General features: G+C 69.9%; 24 protein-coding genes. 22 read left to right on the top strand and 2 right to left on the bottom strand.

The genetic code is table 11. The features are described 5' to 3' along the window. Positions 1-119 precede the first annotated feature (119 nt). Positions 120-2,063 (bottom strand): acetate--CoA ligase, encoded by a 1,944-nt coding sequence (gene acs, locus CEK66_RS11095; protein WP_152236952.1) that lies wholly within the window; start codon positions 2,061-2,063, stop codon positions 120-122. A gap of 215 nt (positions 2,064-2,278) precedes the next feature. On the opposite strand from acs, the gene CEK66_RS11090 reads away from it, so the two are divergent. The 11 genes from CEK66_RS11090 to CEK66_RS11040 all read left to right on the top strand — a co-directional run bounded on the left by CEK66_RS11090 (position 2,279) and on the right by CEK66_RS11040 (position 13,649). Further along, a complete protein-coding gene (locus CEK66_RS11090; RefSeq protein ID WP_152236951.1) occupies positions 2,279-3,691 on the top strand; it encodes a DcaP family trimeric outer membrane transporter in 1,413 nt (470 codons plus the stop codon). A 32-nt stretch (positions 3,692-3,723) separates the two neighbouring features. Then, positions 3,724-4,041 carry a DUF485 domain-containing protein gene (locus CEK66_RS11085; RefSeq protein WP_152236950.1) on the top strand — a complete coding sequence of 106 codons (318 nt, stop codon included), beginning with the start codon at positions 3,724-3,726 and terminating at the stop codon, positions 4,039-4,041. Continuing rightward, a complete protein-coding gene (locus CEK66_RS11080; RefSeq protein WP_017915353.1) occupies positions 4,038-5,768 on the top strand; it encodes a cation acetate symporter in 1,731 nt (576 codons plus the stop codon). The genes CEK66_RS11085 and CEK66_RS11080 overlap by 4 nt, the downstream gene beginning before the upstream one ends. Before the next feature lie 179 nt (positions 5,769-5,947). Further along, a complete protein-coding gene (locus tag CEK66_RS11075; protein ID WP_152236949.1) occupies positions 5,948-6,445 on the top strand; it encodes a M35 family metallo-endopeptidase in 498 nt (165 codons plus the stop codon). A gap of 96 nt (positions 6,446-6,541) precedes the next feature. Beyond that, complete coding sequence (gene yjjG / locus CEK66_RS11070; RefSeq protein WP_152236948.1) at positions 6,542-7,231, top strand: pyrimidine 5'-nucleotidase; 690 nt, start codon at positions 6,542-6,544, stop codon at positions 7,229-7,231. 304 nt (positions 7,232-7,535) lie between these two features. Then, the gene (locus CEK66_RS11065) at positions 7,536-8,972 is read left to right on the top strand and encodes a coniferyl aldehyde dehydrogenase (RefSeq protein ID WP_152236947.1); all 1,437 of its coding nucleotides are present in this window, start codon (positions 7,536-7,538) and stop codon (positions 8,970-8,972) included. Between the two features lie 474 nt (positions 8,973-9,446). Further along, entirely contained in the window at positions 9,447-10,550 is a 1,104-nt protein-coding gene (locus tag CEK66_RS11060) for a glycerophosphodiester phosphodiesterase family protein (protein WP_017915595.1), read from the top strand. 95 nt (positions 10,551-10,645) lie between these two features. Then, complete coding sequence (locus tag CEK66_RS11055; RefSeq protein ID WP_152236946.1) at positions 10,646-11,530, top strand: peptidylprolyl isomerase; 885 nt, start codon at positions 10,646-10,648, stop codon at positions 11,528-11,530. Positions 11,531-11,610: 80 nt separating this feature from the next. Beyond that, positions 11,611-12,366, top strand: coding sequence for a hypothetical protein (locus tag CEK66_RS11050; RefSeq protein ID WP_152236945.1), 756 nt, complete (start codon positions 11,611-11,613; stop codon positions 12,364-12,366). Positions 12,367-12,444: 78 nt separating this feature from the next. Then, the gene (xth, locus tag CEK66_RS11045) at positions 12,445-13,221 is read left to right on the top strand and encodes an exodeoxyribonuclease III (protein WP_017915013.1); all 777 of its coding nucleotides are present in this window, start codon (positions 12,445-12,447) and stop codon (positions 13,219-13,221) included. Then, positions 13,218-13,649, top strand: coding sequence for a GFA family protein (locus tag CEK66_RS11040; protein WP_043093833.1), 432 nt, complete (start codon positions 13,218-13,220; stop codon positions 13,647-13,649). The genes xth and CEK66_RS11040 overlap by 4 nt, the downstream gene beginning before the upstream one ends. A 67-nt stretch (positions 13,650-13,716) precedes the next feature. Here the strand turns inward: CEK66_RS11040 and CEK66_RS11035 are convergent, their stop codons facing one another. Continuing rightward, positions 13,717-13,968 (bottom strand): GlsB/YeaQ/YmgE family stress response membrane protein, encoded by a 252-nt coding sequence (locus CEK66_RS11035; protein WP_017908994.1) that lies wholly within the window; start codon positions 13,966-13,968, stop codon positions 13,717-13,719. A gap of 141 nt (positions 13,969-14,109) precedes the next feature. On the opposite strand from CEK66_RS11035, the gene CEK66_RS11030 reads away from it, so the two are divergent. The 11 genes from CEK66_RS11030 to CEK66_RS10980 all read left to right on the top strand — a co-directional run bounded on the left by CEK66_RS11030 (position 14,110) and on the right by CEK66_RS10980 (position 23,592). Beyond that, positions 14,110-14,736, top strand: coding sequence for a 4'-phosphopantetheinyl transferase superfamily protein (locus tag CEK66_RS11030; RefSeq protein ID WP_052250819.1), 627 nt, complete (start codon positions 14,110-14,112; stop codon positions 14,734-14,736). Positions 14,737-14,780: 44 nt separating this feature from the next. Continuing rightward, complete coding sequence (gene rsmG / locus CEK66_RS11025; protein WP_152236944.1) at positions 14,781-15,422, top strand: 16S rRNA (guanine(527)-N(7))-methyltransferase RsmG; 642 nt, start codon at positions 14,781-14,783, stop codon at positions 15,420-15,422. 89 nt (positions 15,423-15,511) lie between these two features. Continuing rightward, positions 15,512-16,309, top strand: a complete 798-nt coding sequence (locus tag CEK66_RS11020) for an AAA family ATPase (RefSeq protein WP_017913880.1) — start codon at positions 15,512-15,514, stop codon at positions 16,307-16,309. After that, a complete protein-coding gene (locus CEK66_RS11015; protein ID WP_017908742.1) occupies positions 16,309-17,229 on the top strand; it encodes a ParB/RepB/Spo0J family partition protein in 921 nt (306 codons plus the stop codon). The genes CEK66_RS11020 and CEK66_RS11015 overlap by 1 nt, the downstream gene beginning before the upstream one ends. 36 nt (positions 17,230-17,265) lie before the next feature. Continuing rightward, positions 17,266-17,574: a helix-hairpin-helix domain-containing protein gene (locus CEK66_RS11010; RefSeq protein WP_017917017.1), complete on the top strand. Its 309-nt coding sequence runs from the start codon at positions 17,266-17,268 to the stop codon at positions 17,572-17,574. A gap of 40 nt (positions 17,575-17,614) precedes the next feature. Continuing rightward, positions 17,615-18,340, top strand: coding sequence for a suppressor of fused domain protein (locus CEK66_RS11005; protein WP_152236943.1), 726 nt, complete (start codon positions 17,615-17,617; stop codon positions 18,338-18,340). A 58-nt stretch (positions 18,341-18,398) separates the two neighbouring features. After that, on the top strand, positions 18,399-19,364 hold the full coding sequence (locus CEK66_RS11000; RefSeq protein WP_017908745.1) for an NAD-dependent epimerase/dehydratase family protein: 966 nt from the start codon (positions 18,399-18,401) through the stop codon (positions 19,362-19,364). Positions 19,365-19,450: 86 nt separating this feature from the next. Continuing rightward, positions 19,451-20,173 (top strand): glycosyltransferase family 2 protein, encoded by a 723-nt coding sequence (locus CEK66_RS10995; protein WP_010342743.1) that lies wholly within the window; start codon positions 19,451-19,453, stop codon positions 20,171-20,173. Between the two features lies 1 nt (position 20,174). Then, on the top strand, positions 20,175-20,516 hold the full coding sequence (locus CEK66_RS10990; protein ID WP_017908747.1) for a lipid-A-disaccharide synthase N-terminal domain-containing protein: 342 nt from the start codon (positions 20,175-20,177) through the stop codon (positions 20,514-20,516). A 340-nt stretch (positions 20,517-20,856) separates the two neighbouring features. Continuing rightward, on the top strand, positions 20,857-21,381 hold the full coding sequence (locus CEK66_RS10985; RefSeq protein WP_226978577.1) for a transposase: 525 nt from the start codon (positions 20,857-20,859) through the stop codon (positions 21,379-21,381). Between the two features lie 396 nt (positions 21,382-21,777). Beyond that, positions 21,778-23,592 carry a DUF885 family protein gene (locus tag CEK66_RS10980; protein ID WP_193312632.1) on the top strand — a complete coding sequence of 605 codons (1,815 nt, stop codon included), beginning with the start codon at positions 21,778-21,780 and terminating at the stop codon, positions 23,590-23,592. The last annotated feature ends 9 nt before the right edge of the window (positions 23,593-23,601 follow it).

Genomic DNA, 23,601 nt, shown 5'->3' with positions numbered 1-23,601 from the left:
GGGAATCGGGAGTGGGGAATGGGAACGGCAAAAGCGGAACGTCGGGTGCCCAAGATGGCGAAGCGACGGGGAACGGCTTTTCCCATTCCCCATTCTCGATTCCCCATTCCCGACGCGCGTCAGCGCGTGAGTCGTTCGTTCACCAACGAATCCACCACCGACGGATCGGCCAGGGTCGAGGTGTCGCCGAGCTGGTCGGGGGCGTTCTCGGCGATCTTGCGCAGGATGCGGCGCATGATCTTGCCCGAGCGGGTCTTGGGCAGGCCCGGCGCCCACTGCAGGTGGTCCGGAGCGGCGATCGGGCCGATCTCCTTGCGTACCCAGGCCACCAGTTCCTTGTGCAGGGCCTCGCTCGGTTGCTCCTCGGCAACCAGGGTCACGTAGGCGTAGATGCCCTGGCCCTTGATGTCGTGCGGGAAGCCGACCACCGCCGCTTCGGCGACCTTGGGGTGGGAAACCAGCGCGCTCTCCACTTCGGCGGTGCCGATGCGGTGGCCGGAGACGTTGATGACGTCGTCGACGCGGCCGGTGATCCAGTAGTAGCCGTCGGCATCGCGGCGGCAGCCGTCGCCGGTGAAGTAGCTGCCCGGGTAGGTGCGGAAATAGGTGTCGATGAAGCGCTGGTGGTCGCCATAGACGGTGCGCATCTGCCCCGGCCAGGAATCGCGCAGCACCAGGTTGCCCTCGGTGGCGCCTTCCAGGATCTCGCCGTCGGCGCTGACCAGCGCCGGCTGCACGCCGAAGAACGGCAGTGTCGCCGAGCCGGGCTTGAGGTCGATGGCACCGGCCAGCGGGGTGATCAGGATGCCGCCGGTCTCGGTCTGCCACCAGGTGTCCACGATCGGGCAGCGGCCATCGCCGACCACGTCGTAGTACCAGCGCCAGGCTTCGGGATTGATCGGCTCGCCGACGCTGCCGAGCAGGCGCAGGCTCGTGCGCGCGGTCTTCTTCACCGGCGCCTCGCCCTCGCGCATCAGCGCGCGGATCGCGGTCGGGGCGGTGTAGAAGATCGTCACCTGGTGCTTGTCGATGACTTCCCAGAAGCGCGACACGCTCGGGTAATTGGGCACGCCTTCGAACATCAGCGCGGTGGCGCCGTTGGCCAGCGGCCCGTAGACGATGTAGCTGTGGCCGGTGACCCAGCCCACGTCGGCGGTGCACCAGTAGATGTCGTCCTCGCGCAGGTCGAATACGGTCTCGTGGGTGTAGGCGGCGTACAGCAGGTAGCCGGCGGTGGTGTGCAGCACGCCCTTGGGCTTGCCGGTGGAGCCGGAGGTGTAGAGGATGAACAGCGGGTCCTCGGCGTTCATGCGCTCGGGTTCGCACTCGGCCGGCTGGGTGTCGACCACGTCGTGGAACCAGCGGTCGCGCGGGGCCTGCATGTCCACCGCGCCGCCGGTGTGGCGTACCACCAGCACGGTTTCCACGCTGGTGGTGCCGGGCAGCTTCAGCGCCGCGTCCACGTTCGCCTTGAGCGGGATCTTCTTGCCGCCGCGCAGGCCTTCGTCGGCGGTGATGATCAGCTTGCTGCCGCAGTCGATCACCCGGTCGGCGATCGAGTTGGGCGCAAAGCCGCCGAACACCACCGAGTGGATCGCGCCGATGCGCGCGCAGGCCAGCATCGCCACCGCCGCGTCGGGGATCATCGGCAGGTAGATGGTGACGCGGTCGCCCTTGCGCACGCCCAGCGCGCGCAGCGCGTTGCCGAGCCGGCACACGCGCTCGTACAGCTCGCGATAGGTGACGCGGTAGGACGGCGCATCCGGGCTGTCCGGCTCGAACAGCAGCGCGGTCTTGTCGCCGCGGGTGGCCAGTTGCCGGTCCAGGCAGTTGACGCCGGCGTTGAGTTCGCCGTCGTCGAACCAGCGGATACGGAAATCGTCCAGGGCGAAGCTGACGTCCTTGATCCGGGTCGGCTTCTTGAACCAGTCCAGGCGCTCGGCCACCTTGCCCCAGAACGCCTCCGGCTGTTCCACCGATTCCTTGTACTGGGTCTGGTACTGGGTCTTGTCGACCCGCGCACGGGCGGCGAACTGCGGATCGACGGGATAGAGATCGGCCATGGTTCCCTCTGCATTGAACGGGGCGCCGCATGCGGCGGCGCGTCAACGCGCAGTGTGCCGCATCCGGCGTCAAGCGCACACGCGCCGGGTCTTAGACGATGGTCGTAACTCAGCCGACGTTCGACTAATGGCCAATAGGCGCGGCCGGTGCGGTCGCGCACGCTGGGCTACGGCCGTGCGCATGCGTGTGGCCATCCATTATTCGGGAGGGAGTAATGAGCAACCGCATCGCATCCTTGGCACGTCGCCCGTTGGCGGCGGCGCTGTTGGTGGCCCTGGTCGCGCCCGGCGCGGCCTTCGCCCAAGACAAACCCTCGGCGCGCGAACAGGCGCTGGAGACCCGCGTGGCCGAGCTGGAACGGCAGGTGCAGCAACTGCTGTCGGCGCAGCAACAGCAGCAGGGACAGATCGCGCAGACCCAGACCGAGGTCGCCGCGGTCCGCTCGACCCAGGCCGCGCCGCCGCCGCCCCCCCCGGCACCGCCGGCCGGCAAGGCGCCGATCCAGGTCACCACCATCACCCCGGGGGCCACGCCCGGCACCACCTTCAAGGTCGGCGGCTTCATCAAGGCCGATTTCCTGGCCACCCGCACCGGCGACGGCCAGCTCGCCGACGACGCCACCGGCCGCGCGCTGTACCTGCCCGGGCAGACCCCGGTGGGCGGGGCCAAGTCCGGCACCGACTACAACGCGCATGCCAAGTTCTCGCGGATCAACTTCGGCGTGGACAGCGTCACCGAAGGCGGCAACAAGGCCGGCGCGCTGGTGGAACTGGATTTCTTCGGCAATTCACTGGGCACCCAGACCGCCACCAATACCTACGGCGCCACCCTGCGCCATGCCTACATGTACTGGAACCATTGGCTGGCCGGCCAGACCTGGTCCAACTTCATGGACCCGGCGGCGCTGCCGGAAGCGGCCGACTTCATCGGCCCCACCGACGGCGTGGTGTTCGTGCGCCAGGCGCAGCTGCGCTACACCAACGGCGGCTTCAGCATCGCCCTGGAGAATCCGGAAACCACGCTGTACACGCGCAGCGTGGCCGGCGTGGTCAGCACCGCCAGTTCCGACCGCGGCGCGCTGCCGGACCTGACCGTGCGCTACGGCTGGAAGGGCGACTGGGGCAGCTTCGGCGTCGCCGGCGTGGTCGGCCAGCAGAAGGTCGACAACCGCGCCACCGGCGCCGACGCCAGCAAGGCCTCCGGCGGCCTGACCCTGGGCGGCAAGTGGGTGGCCAGCGACAGCGACAGCCTGTTCTACCAGCTCACCGGCGGCGAAGGCATCGGCCGCTACATCGGCCTGGGCATCGCCCAGAATGCGGTGTACGACGCCGCCGACCGCGACCTGGACACGGTCGGGGTGGTCGCCGGCTATGTCGGCTGGCGCCACGCGTTCTCGCCCAAGCTGCGCACCAACCTGATCTACGCGCGCAGCGACTACGACAACGACACCGCGCGTACCGGCCTGGCCGTGACCAAGAGCGTGCAGAGCATCCGCGGCAACGTCTTCTACTCGCCGTTGCCCAAGGTCGATATCGGCGCCGAGCTGATGTACGGCAAGCGCGAAATCGAAAGCGGCGCCACGGGCGACATCACCCGCCTGCAGTTCACCACCAAGTACAGCTTCTGATCCGCGCCGCGGCCACTTACCGGAGCCATCACATGAGCCTCTCCAACGACGCGCTGATCGCCAAGATCGACGCCAATCCGAAGTACCACGCGCTCAAGCGCCAGCGCAACGCGCTGGGCTGGACGCTGACCATCCTGATGTTGCTGGCCTACTTCGGCTTCATCGGCCTGATCGCCTTCGACAAGGCGTTCCTGGCCCAGCCGATGGGCAGCGGCGTCACCACCATCGGCATCCCGATCGCGATCGGGGTGATGGTCTTCACCATCGCCATCACCGCGATCTACGTGCGTCGCGCCAACACCATGTACGACCAGCTGACCGCCGACATCCTCGAGGACGCCCGCCAATGAGCAAGCACCTGCGCTTCCTTCTGCTGCTGCTGGCCGCGCTGCTGCCGGCCGGCGCGGCCCTGGCCGCCGGCGGCGATGTCGGCCAGACCGACAAGCAGCCGACCAACTGGGTGGCGATCGGCATGTTCGCCTTCTTCGTCGCCGGCACGCTGTGGATCACCAAGTGGGCGGCGAAGAAGACCCGCTCGGCGTCGGACTTCTACACCGCTGGCGGCGGCATCACCGGCTTCCAGAACGGCCTGGCGATCGCCGGCGACTACATGTCGGCGGCCTCGTTCCTGGGCATCACCGCGGCGGTGATGACCAACGGCTACGACGGCCTGATCTACGCCATCGGCTTCCTGGTCGGCTGGCCGATCCTGACCTTCCTGATGGCCGAGCGCCTGCGCAACCTCGGCAAGTACACCTTCGCCGACGTGGCCGGCTACCGCTTCGCGCCGACCGCGATCCGCAGCTTCGCCGCCTCCGGCACGCTGGTGGTGGTGCTGTTCTACCTGATCGCGCAGATGGTCGGCGCCGGCGCGCTGATCAAGCTGCTGTTCGGCCTGGACTACTGGGTGGCGGTGAGCCTGGTCGGCGTGCTGATGATGGTCTACGTGCTGTTCGGCGGCATGACCGCCACCACCTGGGTGCAGATCATCAAGGCGGTGTTGCTGCTGACCGGCGTGACCTTCATGGCCGTGGCGATCATGTGGCACTTCAACTTCAGCTTCGAGGCGCTGTTCGCCGAGGGCGTGCGGGTGAAGACCGCGGTGGCGGCCAACGGCGGCGCCTCGCCGGAAGAGGCGGCCACTGCCGGCCTGTCGATCATGGGCCCGGGCGGCTTCGTCAAGGATCCGATCTCGGCGATCTCCTTCGGCATGGCGCTGATGTTCGGCACCGCCGGTCTGCCGCACATCCTGATGCGCTTCTTCACCGTCCCCGACGCCAAGCAGGCGCGCAAGTCGGTGCTGTGGGCCACCACCTGGATCGGCTACTTCTACATCCTGATCTTCATCATCGGCTTCGGCGCCATCGCCCTGGTGTTGACCAACCCGCAGTTCGCCGACGTCGCCACCGGCACCATCCACGGCGGCAAGGGCGCGGCCAACATGGCGGCGGTGCTGGTCGGCAACGCGGTGGGCGGCAACGTGTTCATGGGCTTCATCTCCGCGGTGGCCTTCGCCACCATCCTGGCGGTGGTCGCCGGCCTGACCCTGTCCGGCGCCTCGGCGGTGTCCCACGACCTGTACGCCACGGTGATCAAGAAGGGCAATCCCGCCCCGGGCTCGGAGCTGAAGGTGTCGCGCGTCACCACCATCGCGCTGGGCGTGATCGCGGTGCTGCTGGGCATCGTGTTCGAGAAGCAGAACGTGGCCTTCATGGTGTCGCTGGCCTTCGCCATCGCCGCCTCGGCCAACTTCCCGGTGCTGATCCTGTCGTTGCTGTGGAAGAACTGCACCACCCGCGGTGCGGTGATCGGCGGTTTCCTGGGCCTGATCTCCTCGCTGGTGCTGACGGTGCTGTCGCCGTCGGTGTGGGTGGACACGCTGGGCAACCCGACCGGTTCGGCGCCGTTCCCGTACACCTCGCCGGCGCTGTTCTCGGTCACCATCGGCTTCGTCGGCATCTGGCTGTTCTCGGTGCTGGACCGCAGCGCGCAGGCCGGCAAGGAACGCGCCGCGTTCAAGGCGCAGCAGATCCGCGCCGAGACCGGGCTGGGCGCCTCGCGCGGGTCGGGGCACTGAGCCATCGACACGGCTGCCATCGACCAGGACGCCGGCCTCGTGCCGGCGTCCTGCGTTGGCCCGGGCGCTGATCGCATCAGCTTCTGCATCTGCCGATCTAGGGTGCCGACCGAGTGTTGGCTTGCGCACGCCGCCGCACGCTGGCGTCACGGCCATGTGGCCGATGACGAGGCAAGACGATGACACGCGCATTGAACCAGCAGGAATTCCAGGTCGCCGATCAGGCGCTCACAAACGTCTTGGCCCTCTGCAACCAGGTCCTCGGATTGTCGGACCAGGCGCTCGCCAGGTTGGTCGGCAAGCACTTCGACAGCCGCGGCACGGCCGCGCATCTGGACGGCTACCGTCGGGACTACCGACAGATTGTCGCGGCGCTGCAGCGTCTGGACCGTAAGGCCGCGTTCGAGTTCGACGAACACGAGGCCAAGAACACGATCGCATACGTCTGGCCGAACAATCCGCAGCGGATCTACCTGTGCGCGGCGTACTTCACCCTGGATGCGGTGGAGCAGGCGGGAACCCTGGTGCACGAGGCGTCGCACTGGACGGCAGTGCGGGGCACCGACGACCATGCCTACGGCGAGCGGCAGGTCCGGGCGCTGTCCTATACCCTCAAGCGCAACACGGCCGATGCCTACGAGTTGCTGGTCGAGGACCTGGCGCGGACGGGCGGATGAAGGCAGCGGACGGCGGCGCAGCGCTGCGCCGCCGTCCGTGCGCGGGAGGCCGTCGCGGCGCTACCATGGCCGCCCGCCGCTGCATCATCTCGCCGCATGCGCTACCGCTGGATCCTGTTCGACGCCGACGACACGTTGTTCCACTTCGATGCCTTCGCCGGCCTGCAGCGCATGTTCGCCGGCTACGGCGTGCAGTTCGGCGAGGCGGATTACGCCGAATACACCGCCTGCAACCGGCCGCTGTGGGTGCAGTACCAGAACGGCGCGATCACCGCGCTGCAATTGCAGCAGCGCCGTTTCGCCGACTGGGCGCAGCGCCTGCAGACCGCGCCGGAGACCTTGAACACGGCGTTCCTGGCGGCGATGGCCGAGCTGTGTGCGCCGCTGGACGGAGCGGTGGATCTGCTCGACGCCTTGCGTGGGCGCGCGCGCCTGGGCCTGGTCACCAACGGCTTCGGCGCGCTGCAGAACGCGCGCCTGCAGCGTACCGGGCTGCACGACCGCTTCGAAGTCATCGCCATTTCCGAGGTGGTGGGCGTGGCCAAGCCGCACCCGGGGATCTTCGCGCACGCGCTGGCGCAACTCGGCGACCCACCGCCGGCGCAGGTGCTGATGGTCGGCGACAATCCGCAGGCGGACATCGCCGGCGGCCTGGCCGCAGGCCTGCACACCTGTTGGTTCAATGCGCGCGGCGCCGCCGCGCCGGAGGGCATCGTGCCGCACCACCAGGTCGCCTCGCTGGCGCAGTTGCAGGCATGGTTGCTGGAAGAGCCGGCGGCGCTGTAGCACATCTGCTCGCGTGCCTGGTGCCATCGGGTCGGGACTGAAGTCCCTCCCACAGGTGGAAACTTCAGTTCGCGGCGATGCCGGCGCGCCCCTCGTGGGAGGGACTTCAGTCCCGACCCCGGAAGGGTGGGGGTTGCCGGTCCCGAGACGGGATGCCGCATCATCTCGCCCGGTCGCTGCTGCTCTCTTGTGGGAGGGACTTCAGTCCCGACGCGAGCCACCGTCAGACCCGGGGTCTCGGTCGCATGCTGCCGACCCCCGACGTGGCGCACGGCAGCCGCGACCGCCATCGTATAGTGCGCCCATGCCGACCCTCGCCGCCGCCGCCGCTTCCACCGACACGCCACTGGCCGCCTTGCCAGTCACCCTGCAGCGTCTGCGCGCGGCCTGGCAGTCGGCCAAGCCGGAGCGGGCGCAGCGTCGCGAGGACCTGCTGCGGCTGCGCGCGGCGCTGAAGCGGCGGTTGCCGGAGATGGCCGATGCCATCGCCGCCGATTTCGGCCACCGCTCGCGCCACGAATCGCTGATCGCCGACGGCATGACCGTGCTCGGCGAGATCGATCACCTGCTGCGCCATCTGAAGCGCTGGATGCGCCCGCAGCGGGTCGGCGCCGGCTGGCGGCTGTGGCCGGCGCGTGCGGAAGTGCGGCCGGTGCCGGTCGGCGTGGTCGGGGTGATCGCGCCGTGGAACTACCCGGTCAACCTGGCGCTGATCCCGCTGGCCACCGCCATCGCCGCCGGCAACCACGTCTACCTGAAACCCTCCGAGCACACCCCGCGCAGCGCGCAGTTCCTGCAGTCGCTGCTGGCCGAGGTGTTCCCGCCGCAGCGGGTGGCGGTGGCGCTGGGCGGTGCCGAGGTGGCGTCCGCCTTCGCCGCGCTGCCGCTGGATCACCTGGTGTTCACCGGTTCCACCGCGGTCGGCCGCAAGGTGATGGCCGCCGCCGCCCCCAACCTGACCCCGCTGACCCTGGAACTGGGCGGCAAGTCGCCGGCCATCGTCTGCGCCGACTACCCGCTGGAACAGGCCGCCGCGCGCCTGGCCACCGGCAAGTGGTTCAACGCCGGGCAGACCTGCATCGCCCCGGACTACGTGCTGATCGACGCCGGCCGCGAGGCGGCGCTGGTGCAGGCGCTGCGTGCGCAGGTGCTGGCGCGCTACGGCGATTTCGCCAGCGCCGAGGACTACACCCGCATCGTCAACGAGGGTCAGTACCGGCGCCTGCGCGGCTACCTGGACGATGCCCACGCGCGCGGCCTGGAGGTCATCGAACTGGCCACGGTGGCGCGCGAGCGTGCCGAGCGCGAACGGCTGATCGTGCCCACGCTGGTGCTGCAGCCGGGCGACGACGCGCTGCTGATGCAGGAGGAGATCTTCGGCCCGATCCTGCCGGTGCGCAGCTACCGCTCCCTGGACGCGGCCATCGCCGAGATCAACAGCCGCGACCGGCCGCTGGCGCTGTATCCCTTCAGCCATGACCGCGCGCGGATCGAGACGATCCTGCACGCCACCATCGCCGGCGGGGTCACCGTCAACGACAGCCTGCTGCATTTCGCCGCCAACGCGCTGCCGTTCGGCGGCATCGGCCCCAGCGGCATGGGCGCCTACCACGGCCGCGCCGGCTTCGACGCCTTCAGCAAGGCGCTGCCGATCCTGTGGCAGTCGCGCCGCGCCGGCAGCGATTTGCTGAAGCCGCCGTACGCGCGGATCGCGCGCATGCTCTCGTTCCTGGTGCGGTGAGCGGGGGAGCAGCCGACGTCCAGAGCGCGTGTGCATGGCGTGGCGATAGGGCGCCTGCGTGTAGGCGCGACGAGGCATTACCGGTAAAGCCCCGCGGCTGAAGCCGTTCCTACAAGGCCTGCCTCGGCCGCGACCGGCGAAGCCTCCGATGTGGCGCCACGCCCGGCCGCGATCGCCCCGCACGCGCGATCCACGCCTGGGCCGCGTCCGCAGCCCCGTCACCGGGAAGCAATGCGACCCGCCTGCCCCAAATCGCGGCGCAGTCCACAGTCCAACGCGGGGTCGCACCCCGGAAATAAATAATTCACAGTAAGTTATTAGGTTCTCGCCCGACGCCGTCGCCGATCACGGCGGCTCAGGCTCCTGCGCGAGACGTCCGTGCGGAGCGCAACACACGAGATGCCGCCATGCGTCGACCTGACCGGCGCTCGTCCCCCGTGTCTCCCCCTTTCCTTCAGAACCGGACGCAGCCCAATGAAGATCGCATTCGTTCCCTCGCCCCTGGCGCGCGCCTGTCGCGTGCTCGCCGCCCTGACGGTCCTGGCCGTCGTGCCGCAGCTGGCCATGGCCAACTGCAACGACACCGTCGGTACCAAGATGAGCAACATCCTGTTCGGCGACAGCAGCGGCGACACCGTCGTGCTGGCCCACCGCGGTCTGTGGGGCAAGTACGGCAACTTCCCCGACATGCCGGAAAACTCGCGCGGTTCGCTGCAGCTGGCCAACGACCAGTGCATGGACGGCGTGGAGCTGGACATCAAGATGACCAGCGACGGCGTGCCGGTGGTGCTGCACGACTGGAACCTCGGTCGCACCACCAACGTGTGGACCAGCCGTGCCGGCGAAACCAAGTACGACCCGATGAGCAACCAGGGCTACAACCCGTCGATCACCGTGACCCCGTGGTCGGTGGTGAGCGGCCTGTTCCTGCTGACCCCCGATCGCCGCACCACCACCGGCTACCACGTGCCGCGCGTGGATGACCTGTTCTCCTACTTCAAGGCGCATGGCCTGAAGACGCCCATCGTGTTCGACATCAAGGACGCCGCCTCGGTGCGTGCGGTTTCGCGCGCGGCCGATGCCGCGTTCTCGGTGGGTGCGTCCAACTTCGTCGCGGCCAAGGTCAATGCCACCCTGTACCCGAGCCGCTCGGCGTTCCGCGCCGACACCACCAGCATGGTCGGCATTCCGGTGTTCACCACCAACATGCTGACCAAGATCAATGTCGACAACGCCATATCGGCCTGGAGCGATACCAAGGAGGCGATGGAGATCAACGTCAAGCAGCTCGGTGGCCTGCTGCAGGGCCAGGCCGACCGCGTGCGCGAGCGCGGCGTGCGCGTGGGCGTGTTCCAGGCGATTCCGGACAGCCCGCTGGCCGGGAAGTTCTACCAGAACAGCGGCGCCTGCTGCTATCAGCTGTCGGACCTGTACTTCTCCTACTCCGGCGGCCGCGACACCGCCGACAACCGTGGCGATCTCAACTTCATCGTCAACCAGGAGGCGTTCAGCCTGATCACCACCGACGATCCGAAGGCGGCGATCGCGTACCTGAAGGCACGCGGCAAGCACGACTGAGTCCTTGCACGTCCTGGCGGCCGACCCCGCGGTCGGCCGCCGTGTCGCGGCCGCGGCGCTCCGGCGCCGTGGGCCGCCCTCTCCTGGAGAAGCGCATGTCCCTGTCTTTCGCCAAATCCGCCGTGGCCAGGTCCATCACCTTGGCCACCTGCGCGCTGGCCGCGTTCGCCGCCCTGGCTGCGCCGGCCGCCGAGCCCGCCACCGCCGACCCGGTGGTGCTGCGCGTCGGTGCGCAGCAGTTCACCGCCAGCGAGTACCGCGCCCTGGCCGGCGACGCCACGCGCGGCGCTGCCGGCATCGACGATGACTCGGTGGTGCGCCGTTTCGCCGACCGCGCCATCCTGCTCGACCAGGCCCGGCAGCAGCACCTGCAGGACGACCCGGTGGTGGCCGCGCGCCTGCGCCGTGCTACCGACGCGATCCTGGCCGAGGCCGCGCAGGCACGGCTCAGCGCCGACGCGCACATCGACGAGGCGATGCTGCGCCGGCAGTTCGCCGCGCATCCGGACGACTACACCGAATACCACCTGCGCCATCTGTTCGTCGCGCTGCATCCGCAGGGCGGGCCGCGCAGCGGGCACACCCTGACCGAGGCGCAGGCTCTGCAGCGCGCCGAAGCGCTCAAGCGCCAGCTCGACGGCGGCGCCGATTTCGCCACGCTGGCGATGCGCGAGTCCGACGACACCGCCACCGCCGGCGAGGGTGGGCAGTTGTCGCCGACCTTCGGCCGCTACCTGGCCGACGCCTTCGACGCGCCGATCCGCCAGCTCGCGGTGGAGCAGGTCTCCGCGCCAGTGCGCGGCCCCGACGGCTACCACCTGATCCGGCTCGATGCGAAGACCGCGGCGCGCTTCGACGCGGTGCGCGGGCAGATCGACCTGCAACTGCGCGAGCAGGCGGCGGCCGACGCCATGCAGCGCCTGCGCCAGGCGCAGCCGATGGCGTTCGACCGCGACGCCTACACCGCCGCGGCGCGCTGAGCATGGCGGCGATGCGGCGCCCGCTGTGTTGGTTCGCCGGCGTTGTGGTCGTGGGAATGGTCGCGCTCGCGGCGAAGCTGATGCCGCCGACGGCCGCACCCGCCGTTGCCGCGAGCAAGGTGCAGGCACCGGCGCTACCGCGCTCGGCAGCACCGTCGCCGTTGGCGGTGTCCGCGACCACGCCGCCCGATGCGGCGCTGGCGGCCGGCACCAGCGAGGCGCAGCGTCTGACCGCCACCGCGCTGTTGGCGCTGGATTGCCGGCAACGCGCGCAAGCGCCGCCGTCCCGCCCGGCGGTGCTGCCGGGCGCAGACGCCGAGGACGCCGCGGCACGCCGGACGGCCGAACGGCAACGTCTCGCGGCCTGTCGCGGCGTTGTCGGACTCGGTGCCGCGCAGATCGAGGCGATGCTGCGCAGTGCGGCCGCGCGCGGCGATGCCGATGCGCAACGCCAGTTGCTGGCGCAGCGCGTGGCGCAGTTGGTCGCGCGCGCCGGCAGCGTCGACGCGGAAGGGCAACGCGCTCCGCTGTCGGCCGCCGATGAGCGCGATGCCGAGGACGTGGTGACGCAACTGGAAGACCGCGCGCTGCACGGCGACCGCACGTCGATCGACGCCTTGGCGCAACTGCTGCGCGCGCCCTGGCTGGCGGTGGCCGATCCGCCGTACGCCGCGGCCTGGCAACTGGCCGCGCGGCAGGCGCCGGAGCGGCCGTTCCCGCCGCCGGAACAGGCGCTCGGTGCCGACGAACTGCTCGACGGCTTGAACGAGGCGCAGCGTCAGCAGGCGCTGAGCCTGGCGCCGGCGCTGTTCGCGCAATGCTGCGCGCGGCGCTGAACGGCCTGGTGCCCGCGGTTTGGCCGCCGCGGCGGCTGCGGTCAGAATAGCGGCCGGCTTCCCCGTCCCGGATTTCCCTTGAAGATCGCCAGCTGGAACGTCAACTCGCTCAACGTGCGCCTGCCGCACCTGCAACAGTGGCTGGCCGCGTTCGCGCCGGACGTGGTCGGGATCCAGGAGACCAAGCTGGAGGACCACAAGTTTCCCGACACGGCGCTGGCCGAGGCCGGCTACCGCAGCGTGTTCGCCGGGCAGAAGACCTACAACGGCGTGGCGATCCTGTCGCGCCTGCCGATCGGCGACGTGCAGATCGGCGTGCCGGGCCTGGAGGACGAGCAGAAGCGCGCCATCGCCGCCACCATCGGCGACCTGCGCATCGTCAATCTGTACGTGGTCAACGGCCAGGACGTGGGCACCGACAAGTACGCCTACAAGCTGCGCTGGCTGGAGGCGGTGCACGCCTGGCTGGCCGACGAGCTGCAGCGGCATCCGCGGCTGGTGGTGCTGGGCGACTTCAACATCGCCCCGGACGCGCGCGACGTGCACGACCCGCTGGTGTGGAGCGACAACCACATCCTCACTTCCACCGCCGAGCGCGGCGCCCTGCACAAGCTGCTCGGCCTGGGCCTGCACGACGGCTTCCGCCTGCATCATGCCGACGGCGGCATCTTCAGTTGGTGGGACTACCGCCAGGCCGGCTTCCGCCGCGACCTGGGGCTGCGCATCGACCTGACCCTGGTGTCCGAGGCGCTGAAGGCGCGCACCCGCGGTGCCGGCATCGACCGCGAACCGCGCAGCTGGGACCGTCCCAGCGATCACGCGCCGGCCTGGGTCGAGCTGGAGCCGGCGGCATGAGCGAGCGCCACGTGCGCCGCTGCATCGACAAGGTCGGCGACACCGCGATCGCGCCGCTGCACCGGCTCAGCTGCCACTGCGGTGCGGTGCAGATCGACCTGGAGCTGCCGCAGGGCATCGTCGACCCGCGCCGCTGCAACTGCTCGCTGTGCCGGCGCCGCGGCGCCATCGTCGCCTCGGTGCCGCTGACGGCCCTGCACGTCCGCCAGGGCGAGCAGGCGCTGCGCCTGTACCAGTTCCACACGCATACCGCGCAGCATTATTTCTGCGGCACCTGCGGGATCTACACGCATCATCGGCGCCGCTCCGATCCCAGCCTGTACGGCTACAACGTCGGCTGCCTGGAGGGCGTGGACCCGTATGCGCTGGCCATCGCGGTGCCGGTCGAGGACGGCGTGCGCCATCCGGCCGACCGCGCTGCGCCGTGAGCGGCAGGCCCGTAAACGCAAAACGCCCGGCGAACCGGGCGTTTGCGCAAGCGGCGGGGGCGGCGCGTCAGCGCGCGCGACCGCGGGTGAACAGGTTGACGATCGCCAGCAGGATGATCGCGCCGATCAGCGAATACAGGAACGTCCACAGGGTGATCGCCTGGTTGATGCCGCCGCCGAACAGCCAACCGGCGATCAGCGCGCCGACGATGCCGACCACGATGTTCAGGATGATGCCCTGCTGTGCGTCACGGCGCATGATGATGCTGGCCAGCCAGCCCACGATGCCGCCGACGATCAACCAGATAATGATGCCCATGCGTCAGACTCCTCGGTTCTGCCCGCACCAGGAGCGGTGGGGTGCGCGCCATTTAAGGAGCGCGGCCGTGAAGCGGCCGTATAGCGTCGGCCCCGCCGCGCAGCGGCCATTGCGCTTTGTGGGCGCGGCGTGAGCGCGCCGATGCCGCCCGTGGCCGACGGCACCGAGCCGCCGGACTGGCGCCTCGGCCCGGTGGCGCTGTGGCTGCGCCCGCATCCGCCGCGGACCTCCGGCGAGGCGCAGGCACGGCGCCTGCTGGCCGGCGAACTGGCGGTGCCGGCGGCGCAATTGCCGCTGCAACGCGACGCCCGCGGCCGGCCCGGCCTGCATGCACCGCTGGCGCACGTGGACACCGGTTGGAGCCACAGCGGCGACTACCTGCTGGTGGCGGTCGCCGCGCACGTGCGGCTGGGGGTGGACATCGAGCGCCAGCGGCCACGGCCGCGCCTGCTGGAACTGGCGCAGCGCTTCTTCCACCCGGACGAGGTCGCGCTGCTGGCCGCGCTGGCGGCGCCGGCGCGCGAGGCGCTGTTCTTCCGCCTGTGGTGCGCCAAGGAAGCGCTGCTCAAGGCGCATGGCCACGGCATCGCCTTCGGCCTGCACCGGCTGCGCTTCGCCGAGGACGCCGGCGGCGCGCTGCGCCTGGTCTGGTGCGACCCGGGCCTGGGCACGGCCGAGGCCTGGCACCTGCACGAATGGGAGGCCGCGCCCGGCTACCGGGCGGCGCTGGCCTGGTGCGCGGACGCGCCGGTCGAGGCCACGCCTTAGCGCAGCGCGCTTCGGGCAGCGGCGGCACCTGCGATAATCCGCCGATGACCGATGCTTCCCTTCCCGATTCCGTCCGCGTCGCGCTCGAACAGGGCCTGCACGCGCAAGGCCTGGACGCGGCCGCGCTGGCGCCGCCGCTGCTGGCCTACCTGGCGCTGCTGACGCGCTGGAACCGCACCTACAACCTGACCGCGATCCGCGACCCGCACGAGATGGTGACCCGCCATCTGCTGGATTCGCTGGCGATGCAGCCGTTCGCCCAGGAGGGCGCGCTGGCCGACCTGGGCACCGGCCCGGGACTGCCCGGCATTCCGCTGGCGATCGCGCGGCCGCAGCTGCGGGTGACCCTGGTCGAAAGCAATGGCAAGAAGGCGCGGTTCCTGCGCGAGGCGGTGCGCCAGCTGCGCCTGGACAACGCGCGCGTGGCCGAGTCGCGCGCCGAGGCGCTGGACGAGGCCGGCGCCTACGACCTGCTGACCGCGCGCGCGCTGGACACCCTGGCCGGCATCGTCGCCGTCGGCGGCCACCTGCTGCGCCCGAGCGGGCGCCTGCTGGCGATGAAGGGCGTGCGCCCGGACGAGGAGATCGCCGCGCTGCCGCCGGGTTGGGTGGCGCCGACGGTGCACCCGCTGCAGGTCCCCGGCCTGGGCGCCGACCGCCACCTGGTGGTGGTCGAGCGCGGTTGAGCGGCGGCCGCGGCCGGCCCCGATTTCCGCCAGGGGGGGCTGTGACCGCATAATGCCCGGTCCCACCCCATCGCCGACGAGGCTCCCGCATGGCCCGCATCATCGCCATCGCCAACCAGAAGGGCGGCGTCGGCAAGACCACCACCGCGGTCAACCTGGCCGCGTCGCTGGCGCGGCAGTCGCAGCGCGTGCTGCTGGTGGACCTGGACTCGCAGGGCAATGCGACGATGGGCAGCGGCATCGACAAGCGCGAGCTGGCCGCCTCCACCTGCGACGTGCTGCTCGGCGAGAGCAGCGCCGAACAGATCCGGGTGACCGCGCCGGAAGGCTTCGACCTGCTGCCGGGCAATATCGATCTCACCGCCGCCGAGATCCAGCTGATGGACCAGCCGGCGCGCGAGCAGCGGCTGAAGACCGCGCTGGCGCCGCTGCGCGAAGCCTACGACTTCATCCTGATCGACTGCCCGCCGGCGCTGTCGCTGCTGACCCTGAACGCGCTGACCGCCGCCGACTCGGTGATCGTGCCGATGCAGTGCGAGTACTACGCGCTGGAAGGGCTGACCGCACTGCTGGAGACCATCGAGGCGCTGCGCGCCGAGCTGAACCCGGCGCTGGAGATCGAAGGCGTGCTGCGCACCATGTTCGACGTGCGCAACAACCTGGCCAACGCGGTGTCGGCGGAACTGACCAACCACTTCGGCGACAAGGTGTTCCGCACCATCGTGCCGCGCAACGTGCGCCTGGCCGAGGCGCCCAGCCATGGCCAGAGCATCGTCGGCTACGACCGTACCTCGCGTGGCGGCGTCGCCTACCTGGGACTGGCCGGCGAGATCGTGCGCCGCCGCAACGAACGCAATCGGCCGATGCCGGCCATGGAGACCATCTGATGAGCGCCAAGCCCCCCGCCCTCGGAGCGAAGAAGCGCGGCCTAGGCCGTGGCCTGGAAGCGCTGCTGGGGCCGAAGGGCGCGGCCGCGCCGGCGCCGACCGCCGAGCTGCAGCCGGGCGAGAGCCTGCGCCGCCTGCCGGTCGGGCAGCTGCAGCCGGGCAAGTACCAGCCGCGCCAGGAGATGGACGAGGCTAAGCTGCAGGAGCTGGCCGAGTCGATCAAGGCGCAGGGCGTGATCCAGCCGATCGTCGCCCGCGAACTGGCGCCGGGCAGTTTCGAGATCGTCGCTGGCGAACGCCGCTGGCGCGCCTCGCAACTGGCCGGCCTCAGCGAGGTGCCGGTGGTGGTGCGCGAGCTGGACGATCGCACCGTCATCGCCATGGCGCTGATCGAGAACATCCAGCGCGAGGATCTCAACCCGCTGGAAGAGGCGCAGGCGCTGCAGCGGCTGATCGACGAGTTCTCGCTGACCCACGCCGAGGCCGCCGAGGCGGTGGGCCGCTCGCGCGCGTCGGTGTCCAACCTGCTGCGCCTGCTGGAACTGCCGCCGGCGATCCGCGCGCTGCTGGAAGCGCGGCGCCTGGAGATGGGCCATGCGCGCGCGCTGCTGACGCTGTCGCCGGAGCTGGCCAGTCGCCTGGCCTCCGATGCCGCCGACCAGGGCTGGTCGGTGCGCGAGGTCGAGCACCGTGCGCAGCAGTTCGCCGCCGGCAAGGTGCCGAGCAATCGCAAGGCCAAGCCGGCGCGCACCGCGCCGCAGGCCGACATCGCCTCGCTGGAAACCGAGCTGTCCGAGTCGCTGGGCACCAAGGTGTCCATCGCCCATGGCCGCGGCGGCAAGGGCAAGCTGGTGATCCACTACACCGACCTGGACACGCTGGACGGCGTGCTCGAGAAACTGCGCCCGCGGCAGGCCTGAGCGCCGCCGCCCGCGTCCGCCAGGACCGTCCCCGCCATGCATCCCAGCAAGGTCGACCGTCACCACCTGCTGCGCCTGACCGACCTGCCCAACGTCGGGCCGGCCTGCGAGAAGGACCTGCGCCTGATCGGCATCCGCGTGCCGGCGCATCTGCAGGGCCGCGATCCCTACGACATGTACGCACAGCTGTGTCTGCGCACCGGGGTGATGCACGACCACTGCGTGATCGACGTGTTCCTGTCGATCGTGCGCTTCATGCAGGGCGAGACGCCGCGCCCGTGGTGGGAATTCAGCAAGGAGCGCAAGGCGGCGCTGGCCAAGGACGCGCCGCTGACCCTGCGCTGAGGCCGCGCGCCGCGGCGCTGGCCAGCAACCGGAGCATTGCATGAGCAACGAGGACACGCAGATCAGCCCGGGCGGCAGCCCGATCCTGCAGCACCGCGAGGAAAAACCGTTCGCGCTGGCGAGCGGCGAGTCCTGCCTGGAGCAGATCGGCGCGCACATCGAACGCCACCTGGGGCCGGTCGCCGGCGTGCTGCACGAGATCATCTCCGACACCGTGCATCTGGATGTGCATGTGGTGCCCGCCACCGACGAGGTGCCGTATCTGCGGCTGGTCACCTCGGGGATGAGCGACCTGCCGATGGCCGTGCCCGAGGGCGTGGGGGCACCGCGCTTCATGGAGCTGATGCTGACCCTGCCGCCCGACTGGCCGATCGAGTACGAAGATTTCCAGGATGAGCGCCATTACTGGCCGCTGCGCCTGCTCAAGACCCTGGCGCGGCTGCCGCACAAGTACGACACCTGGCTGGGCTTCGGCCACACCGTGCCCAACGGTCACCCGGCCGAACCGTACGCGCCCGGCATCGGCTTCGACGGGGCGATCGTGCTGCCGCCGGTGAGCACGCCCGAGGCGTTTGGGGAACTGGTCGTCGATGCCGACAAGACCATCGTGTTCATGACCCTGGTGCCGCTGTATCCGGAAGAAATGGCGCTCAAGCTGAAGAAGGGCGCCGAGGCGCTGATGGACCGCTTCGACGCCAAAGGCCTGCAGGACGTGATCGATCCCGCCCGGCCCAATGTCGCCCGCAAGCGCTTCGGGCTGTTCTGACCTGCCGTTCCGATCCACACACCGCGCACGCTGTTCCACGCTTTCCAGGACTTTCGCCATGCCCATCCTCGTCACCGGCGCCGCCGGCTTCATCGGTGCCCACACCGTCCGTGCGCTGCGCGCCGCCGGGCAACTGGTGGTGGGCCTGGACAACTACAACGACTACTACGACCCGCAGCTCAAGCGCGACCGCGTCGCCGCGCTGTGCGCGAACGCGGACATCCGCACCCTGGACCTGACCGACCGCGACGGCCTGGCCGCGCTGTTCGACGAGGTGCAGCCGACCCGCGTGGTGCACCTGGCCGCGCAGGCCGGGGTGCGCTATTCGCTGCAGAACCCCTATGCCTACGTCGACAGCAACCTGGTCGGCTTCGTCAACATGCTGGAGCTGTGCCGGCACCGCGGCGTGGAGCATCTGGTCTATGCCTCCAGCAGCTCGGTGTACGGCGATTCGGCGACGCCGCCGTTCTCCGAGGATCAGCGCATCGACCAGCCGCGCTCGCTGTACGCGGCGACCAAGGCCGCCAACGAGCTGATGGCGCACACCTATGCGCAGCTGTACGGCCTGCGCGCCACCGGGCTGCGCTTCTTTACCGTGTACGGCCCCTGGGGCCGTCCGGACATGGCGCCGCTGCTGTTCAGCCGCGCGGTGCTGGCCGGGCGCCCGATCGAGGTGTTCAACCACGGCCGCATGCGCCGCGACTTCACCTTCGTCGCCGACATCGTCGCCGGCGTGCTCGGCGCGCTCGATCACCCCTCCAGCGAGCCGGTACCGCACCGCGTGTTCAACCTCGGCAACCACACCCCGGTGGAGCTGGAGCGCTTCATCGCGGTGATCGAGGACGCCGCCGGGCGCAGCGCCGAGAAACAGTATCGGCCGATGCAGCCGGGCGACATGATCGAGACGATGGCCGATACTGCGCGGGCCCACGCCGCGTTCGGCTTCGATCCGAGCACCCCGATCGAGGTCGGCCTGCCGCAGGTGGTGGCCTGGTGCCGGGAGTATTTCGGCGCCGCCGCCTGACGCTTCATCCGCGGATCATCGGTCCGCGGCACAATGCCTGCCGCTTTTTCCCCCACGCGCGCCCCGCGCCCAGCCTTGCCGAATCCATGAGCCAGCTTTCCCTCTCCGTCGTCGTCCCGGTGTTCAACGAGCGCGACAACGTGCCGCCGCTGGTCGCCGAGATCGTCGCCGCGCTGCGCGGCACGATCGATTTCGAGATCGTCTACGTCGACGACCATTCGCGCGACGACACCCTGGCGGTGCTCGAAGGGCTGAAGGCGTCCACGCCGGAGCTGCGCGTGCTGCACCATGTCAGCCAGAGCGGGCAGAGCACCGCGGTGCGCAACGGCGTCAAGGCCGCGCGCGGGCTGTGGATCGCCACCCTGGACGGCGACGGCCAGAACGATCCGGCCGACATCCCCAAGCTGCTGGCCGCGCGCCAGGCAGCCGAGCCGCTGGTCAAGCTGTTCGCCGGCTGGCGGGTGTCGCGGCAGGATTCGGGCAGCAAGCGCTGGGCATCGAAGTGGGCCAACGCGATCCGCGCACGCATGCTGCGCGACGACACCCCGGACACCGGCTGCGGCATCAAGCTGTTCGAGCGCGAGGCGTTCCTGGACCTGCCGTACTTCGATCACATGCACCGCTACCTGCCCGCGCTGATGCAGCGCGCCGGCTGGCAGACCCTGAGCGTGCCGGTCAATCACCGTCACCGCACCTCCGGCGTCTCCAAGTACAACAACCTCAACCGCGCCCTGGTCGGCATCCGCGACCTGCGCGGCGTGGCCTGGCTGATCGCGCGCAGCCGCCGCACCGCGGTGCAGGAGCGCTGAGATGGACGCGCATTTCCTCAACGAACCGATCCAGGCGCTGTACTGGACCGGGCTGCACGTCACCGGCTGGAAGCTGATCGGCTACGTCGGCGCGCTGATGTTCGGCGGCCGCTGGCTGGTGCAGTTCGTCGCCTCCAAGCGCGCCGGCAAGCCGGTGATCCCGCGGCTGTTCTGGTACATGAGCGTGATCGGCAGCCTGATGACGCTGAGCTACTTCATGTTCTCGGCCAAGCAGGACTCGGTGGGCGTGCTGCAGAACCTGTTCCCCGCCTTCACTGCCTTCTACAGCCTGTACCTGGACATCAAGCACCGCGGCTGGCACCGCGACCGCGCCTCGCATTGAGTGCGGTGCCGCTGCGCGCGATTGCAGGCGGCGCATGATCGCAGGCGGCACGTAACACCCTCCGATGGCGATCCGCCATTGTGGGAGGGACTTCAGTCCCGACGCGCGCATCTTCCACACCTCAGTGGTTCTACCGTCATTGCCGCCGATGACGCCAAGGCTCCCCATGTGGGAGGGACTTCAGTCCCGACGCGTGAATCTTTCAGGTCTCGGTAGTGCCGCCCTCTGCTTCACACAGCAGCGAGCACCGGCTTTCTGACGCCACGCCTGTGAGTTTCCCCACGCCTGTACCGGTCGATTCCCGATGGTCCCGCATGATCCGCCCTGCAACCCTGGCGTCATGCAAAGCAGAACTCCCCGAGGTTACCGCGCGCTGCGTGCAGGACGCTGGAGCGAGACCGGGCGCATCTATCTGGTCACCACAGTGACCTGGCAGCGCCAGCGCCTGTTCGAGGACTGGCGCTGCGCGTGGGCAGCCGCGTCCTGCCTGGGCCATGCCGATACCTGGGCCGGCGCGCAGCTTCTGTGCTGGGTGCTGATGCCCGATCACTGGCATGGGCTGGTCATGCTCGAGCGCGGTGCTGCTCTGCCAACCGTCGTGCGCGATGCCAAGGGCCGCGCCGCCAGGGCGGCCAATCATGCGCGGGGCCGCGGCGGCGCCGTGTGGATGGAGGGGTTCCACGATCGTGCACTGCGCGACGCGCGGCAGTTGCTGCCGGCAGCGCGCTACATCGTCGCCGACCCGTTGCGCGCCGGTCTGGTGCGCCGCGTCGGCGACTACCCGTACTGGGATGCGGTTTGGCTGTGTCCGGCCGCTACCGCGCCGTGCGCGACATCATGCTCGGGTGCAAGTGCGACGGCGTGATGCCGTGCAGACCGACGGTGAGGCTTGCGGTCGCATGGTCGATGTCGGCACCAGCAGGCCTGCGACCGCTGCAATGGCTGCAGTTGCTGCTGGATGCTGTCGCAGGCGGAGCGACCGCGCGTCGGGACTGAATTCCCTCCCACAATGGGAAGCCATCCTGCGCAGCGGCAGCGGCAGCGGCAGCCGCAGCCGCAGCCGCAGCGGCTGCCGCAGCCAGCCAGAGCTACAGCCATATTTATAGCTAAGCCAGCGATGCAGTTCCTGAGTTGCAGCCCGGTACAACCGCTGCGAAGTGCGTTTCCGTTCCCTGCATTGCCCCACACAGGACTTCCGGCCCACCCGCCAGGCCGGGCGGTGATGCGATCATCGGCGATCCGTTCCCGTCGTGTGCCGCCCATGCCCATGCTCGCCAAGACCCCGCTGGCCGTTTCCCTGCTGATCGCGTTCGCCGTGGCCACGCCCGCACTGGCCGCACCGCCGGCGTCGGCAGCGTCCAGTGCAACACCGGCCACGGCCAACGCCAACGCCGCCGATGCGCGCTTCCAGGCCATCTACGAGAAGGAGTGGGCCTGGCGCCAGGCGCAGCTCGGCCAGGCCGACGAGGACAGCGACAGCAGCGGCGACAACACCCATCTGCCCGACGTCGGCGCGGCGTCGCAGGCGGCGCGCCTGAAGGTGTGGGAGGACGTGCTGCGGCAGCTGGACACGCTCGATGCGGCCCAGCTCTCGCCCGAGAACCAGGTCAACCTGGCGGTGTACCGGCCGCAGGTGGAGAACCTGGCCGCGGCGGTGCGCCTGCGCGCCTACGAGATGCCGTTCAATTCCGACAGCGCGTTTTGGTCGGACCTGGCGTTCATGGCCCGGCGCACGCTGCGCACGCCCGACGAGTACCGCGCCTACATCGCGCGGCTGGAGGACGTGCCGCGCTACTTCGCGCAGCAGACCGACAACATGCGCGCCGGGCTCAAGCGCGGCTTCAGCGTGCCGCGCGCGGTGCTCGACGGCCGCGATGGCGCCATCGCCACCGTGGCCGAACTGAAGGATCCGACCGCGGCGGTGCTGTACACGCCGTTCAAGCAGATGCCGGCGCAGATTCCCGCCGCCGAGCAGGCGCAACTGCGCGCGCAGGCGCAGGCCGCGCTGCGCGACAAGGTGATCCCGGCCTACGCGCAGCTGCTGACCTTCTATCGCCAGGAGTACATGCCGCAGGCGCGCACCACGCTGGCGGCCGAAGCCCTGCCGGACGGCAAGGCCTACTACCGGCAGCAGATCCGCGAGTACACCACGCTGGACATGGACCCCGAGCAGATCCATCAGCTCGGCCTGCGCGAGGTGGCGCGGATCCAGAGGGAGATGGACGCGATCATCCAGCAGGTCGGCTTTCACGCGCCGGCCGGGCAGAAGACCTTCCCGGCATTCCTGCAGTTCCTGCGCACCGATCCGCAGTTCTACGTGAAGACGCCGCAGGAACTGCTCGATCGCGCCGCGTGGATCGCCAAGCGCGTGGACGGGGAGGTCGGCAAGTTCATCGGCACGCTGCCGCGCGGGCGCTTCACCATCGTGCCGGTGCCGGCGGACATCGCCCCGTTCTGGACCGCCGGCCGTGGCGGCGTCGGCACCTACTGGCTCAACACCTACGACCTGCCGTCGCGGCCGCTCTACAACCTGCCGGCGCTGACCCTGCACGAGTCTTCGCCGGGCCATTCGCTGCAGGGCGCGCTGGCCGAGGAGCAGGGCGCGCAGCCGGCGTTCCGCCGCGAGAACTACATCTCCGCCTACGGTGAGGGCTGGGCGCTGTACGCCGAGAAGCTGGGCAAGGAGATGGGCATCTACGCCACGCCCTACGAGGACTTCGGCCGGCTCAGCTACGAGATGTGGCGCGCCTGCCGCCTGGTGATCGACACCGGTATCCACCACAAGGGCTGGACCCGCGCGCAGGCGCAGGCCTACCTGCGCGAGCGCACCGCGCTCAGCGAGCACGAGGTCACCACCGAGGTCGACCGCTACATTTCCTGGCCGGGGCAGGCGCTGAGCTACAAGCTCGGCGAACTGACCATCCTCGACCTGCGCGCCGAGGCCGAGCGCGAACTCGGCCCGGACTTCGACATCAAGTCCTTCCACGACGCGGTGCTGCAGCAGGGCTCGGTGCCGCTGCCGGTACTGCAGCAGCAGATCCGCGCCTACATCGCCGCGCGCAAGAAGAAGGCCTGATCGCTGCCG

The organism is Xanthomonas sp. LMG 12460, from assembly GCF_009192895.1.
GTDB classification, from domain to species: Bacteria; Pseudomonadota; Gammaproteobacteria; order Xanthomonadales; family Xanthomonadaceae; genus Xanthomonas_A; species Xanthomonas_A sontii.
Note: the sequence above shows the minus strand (reverse complement) of the source record. Positions and strands in the feature narration are given on the sequence as shown.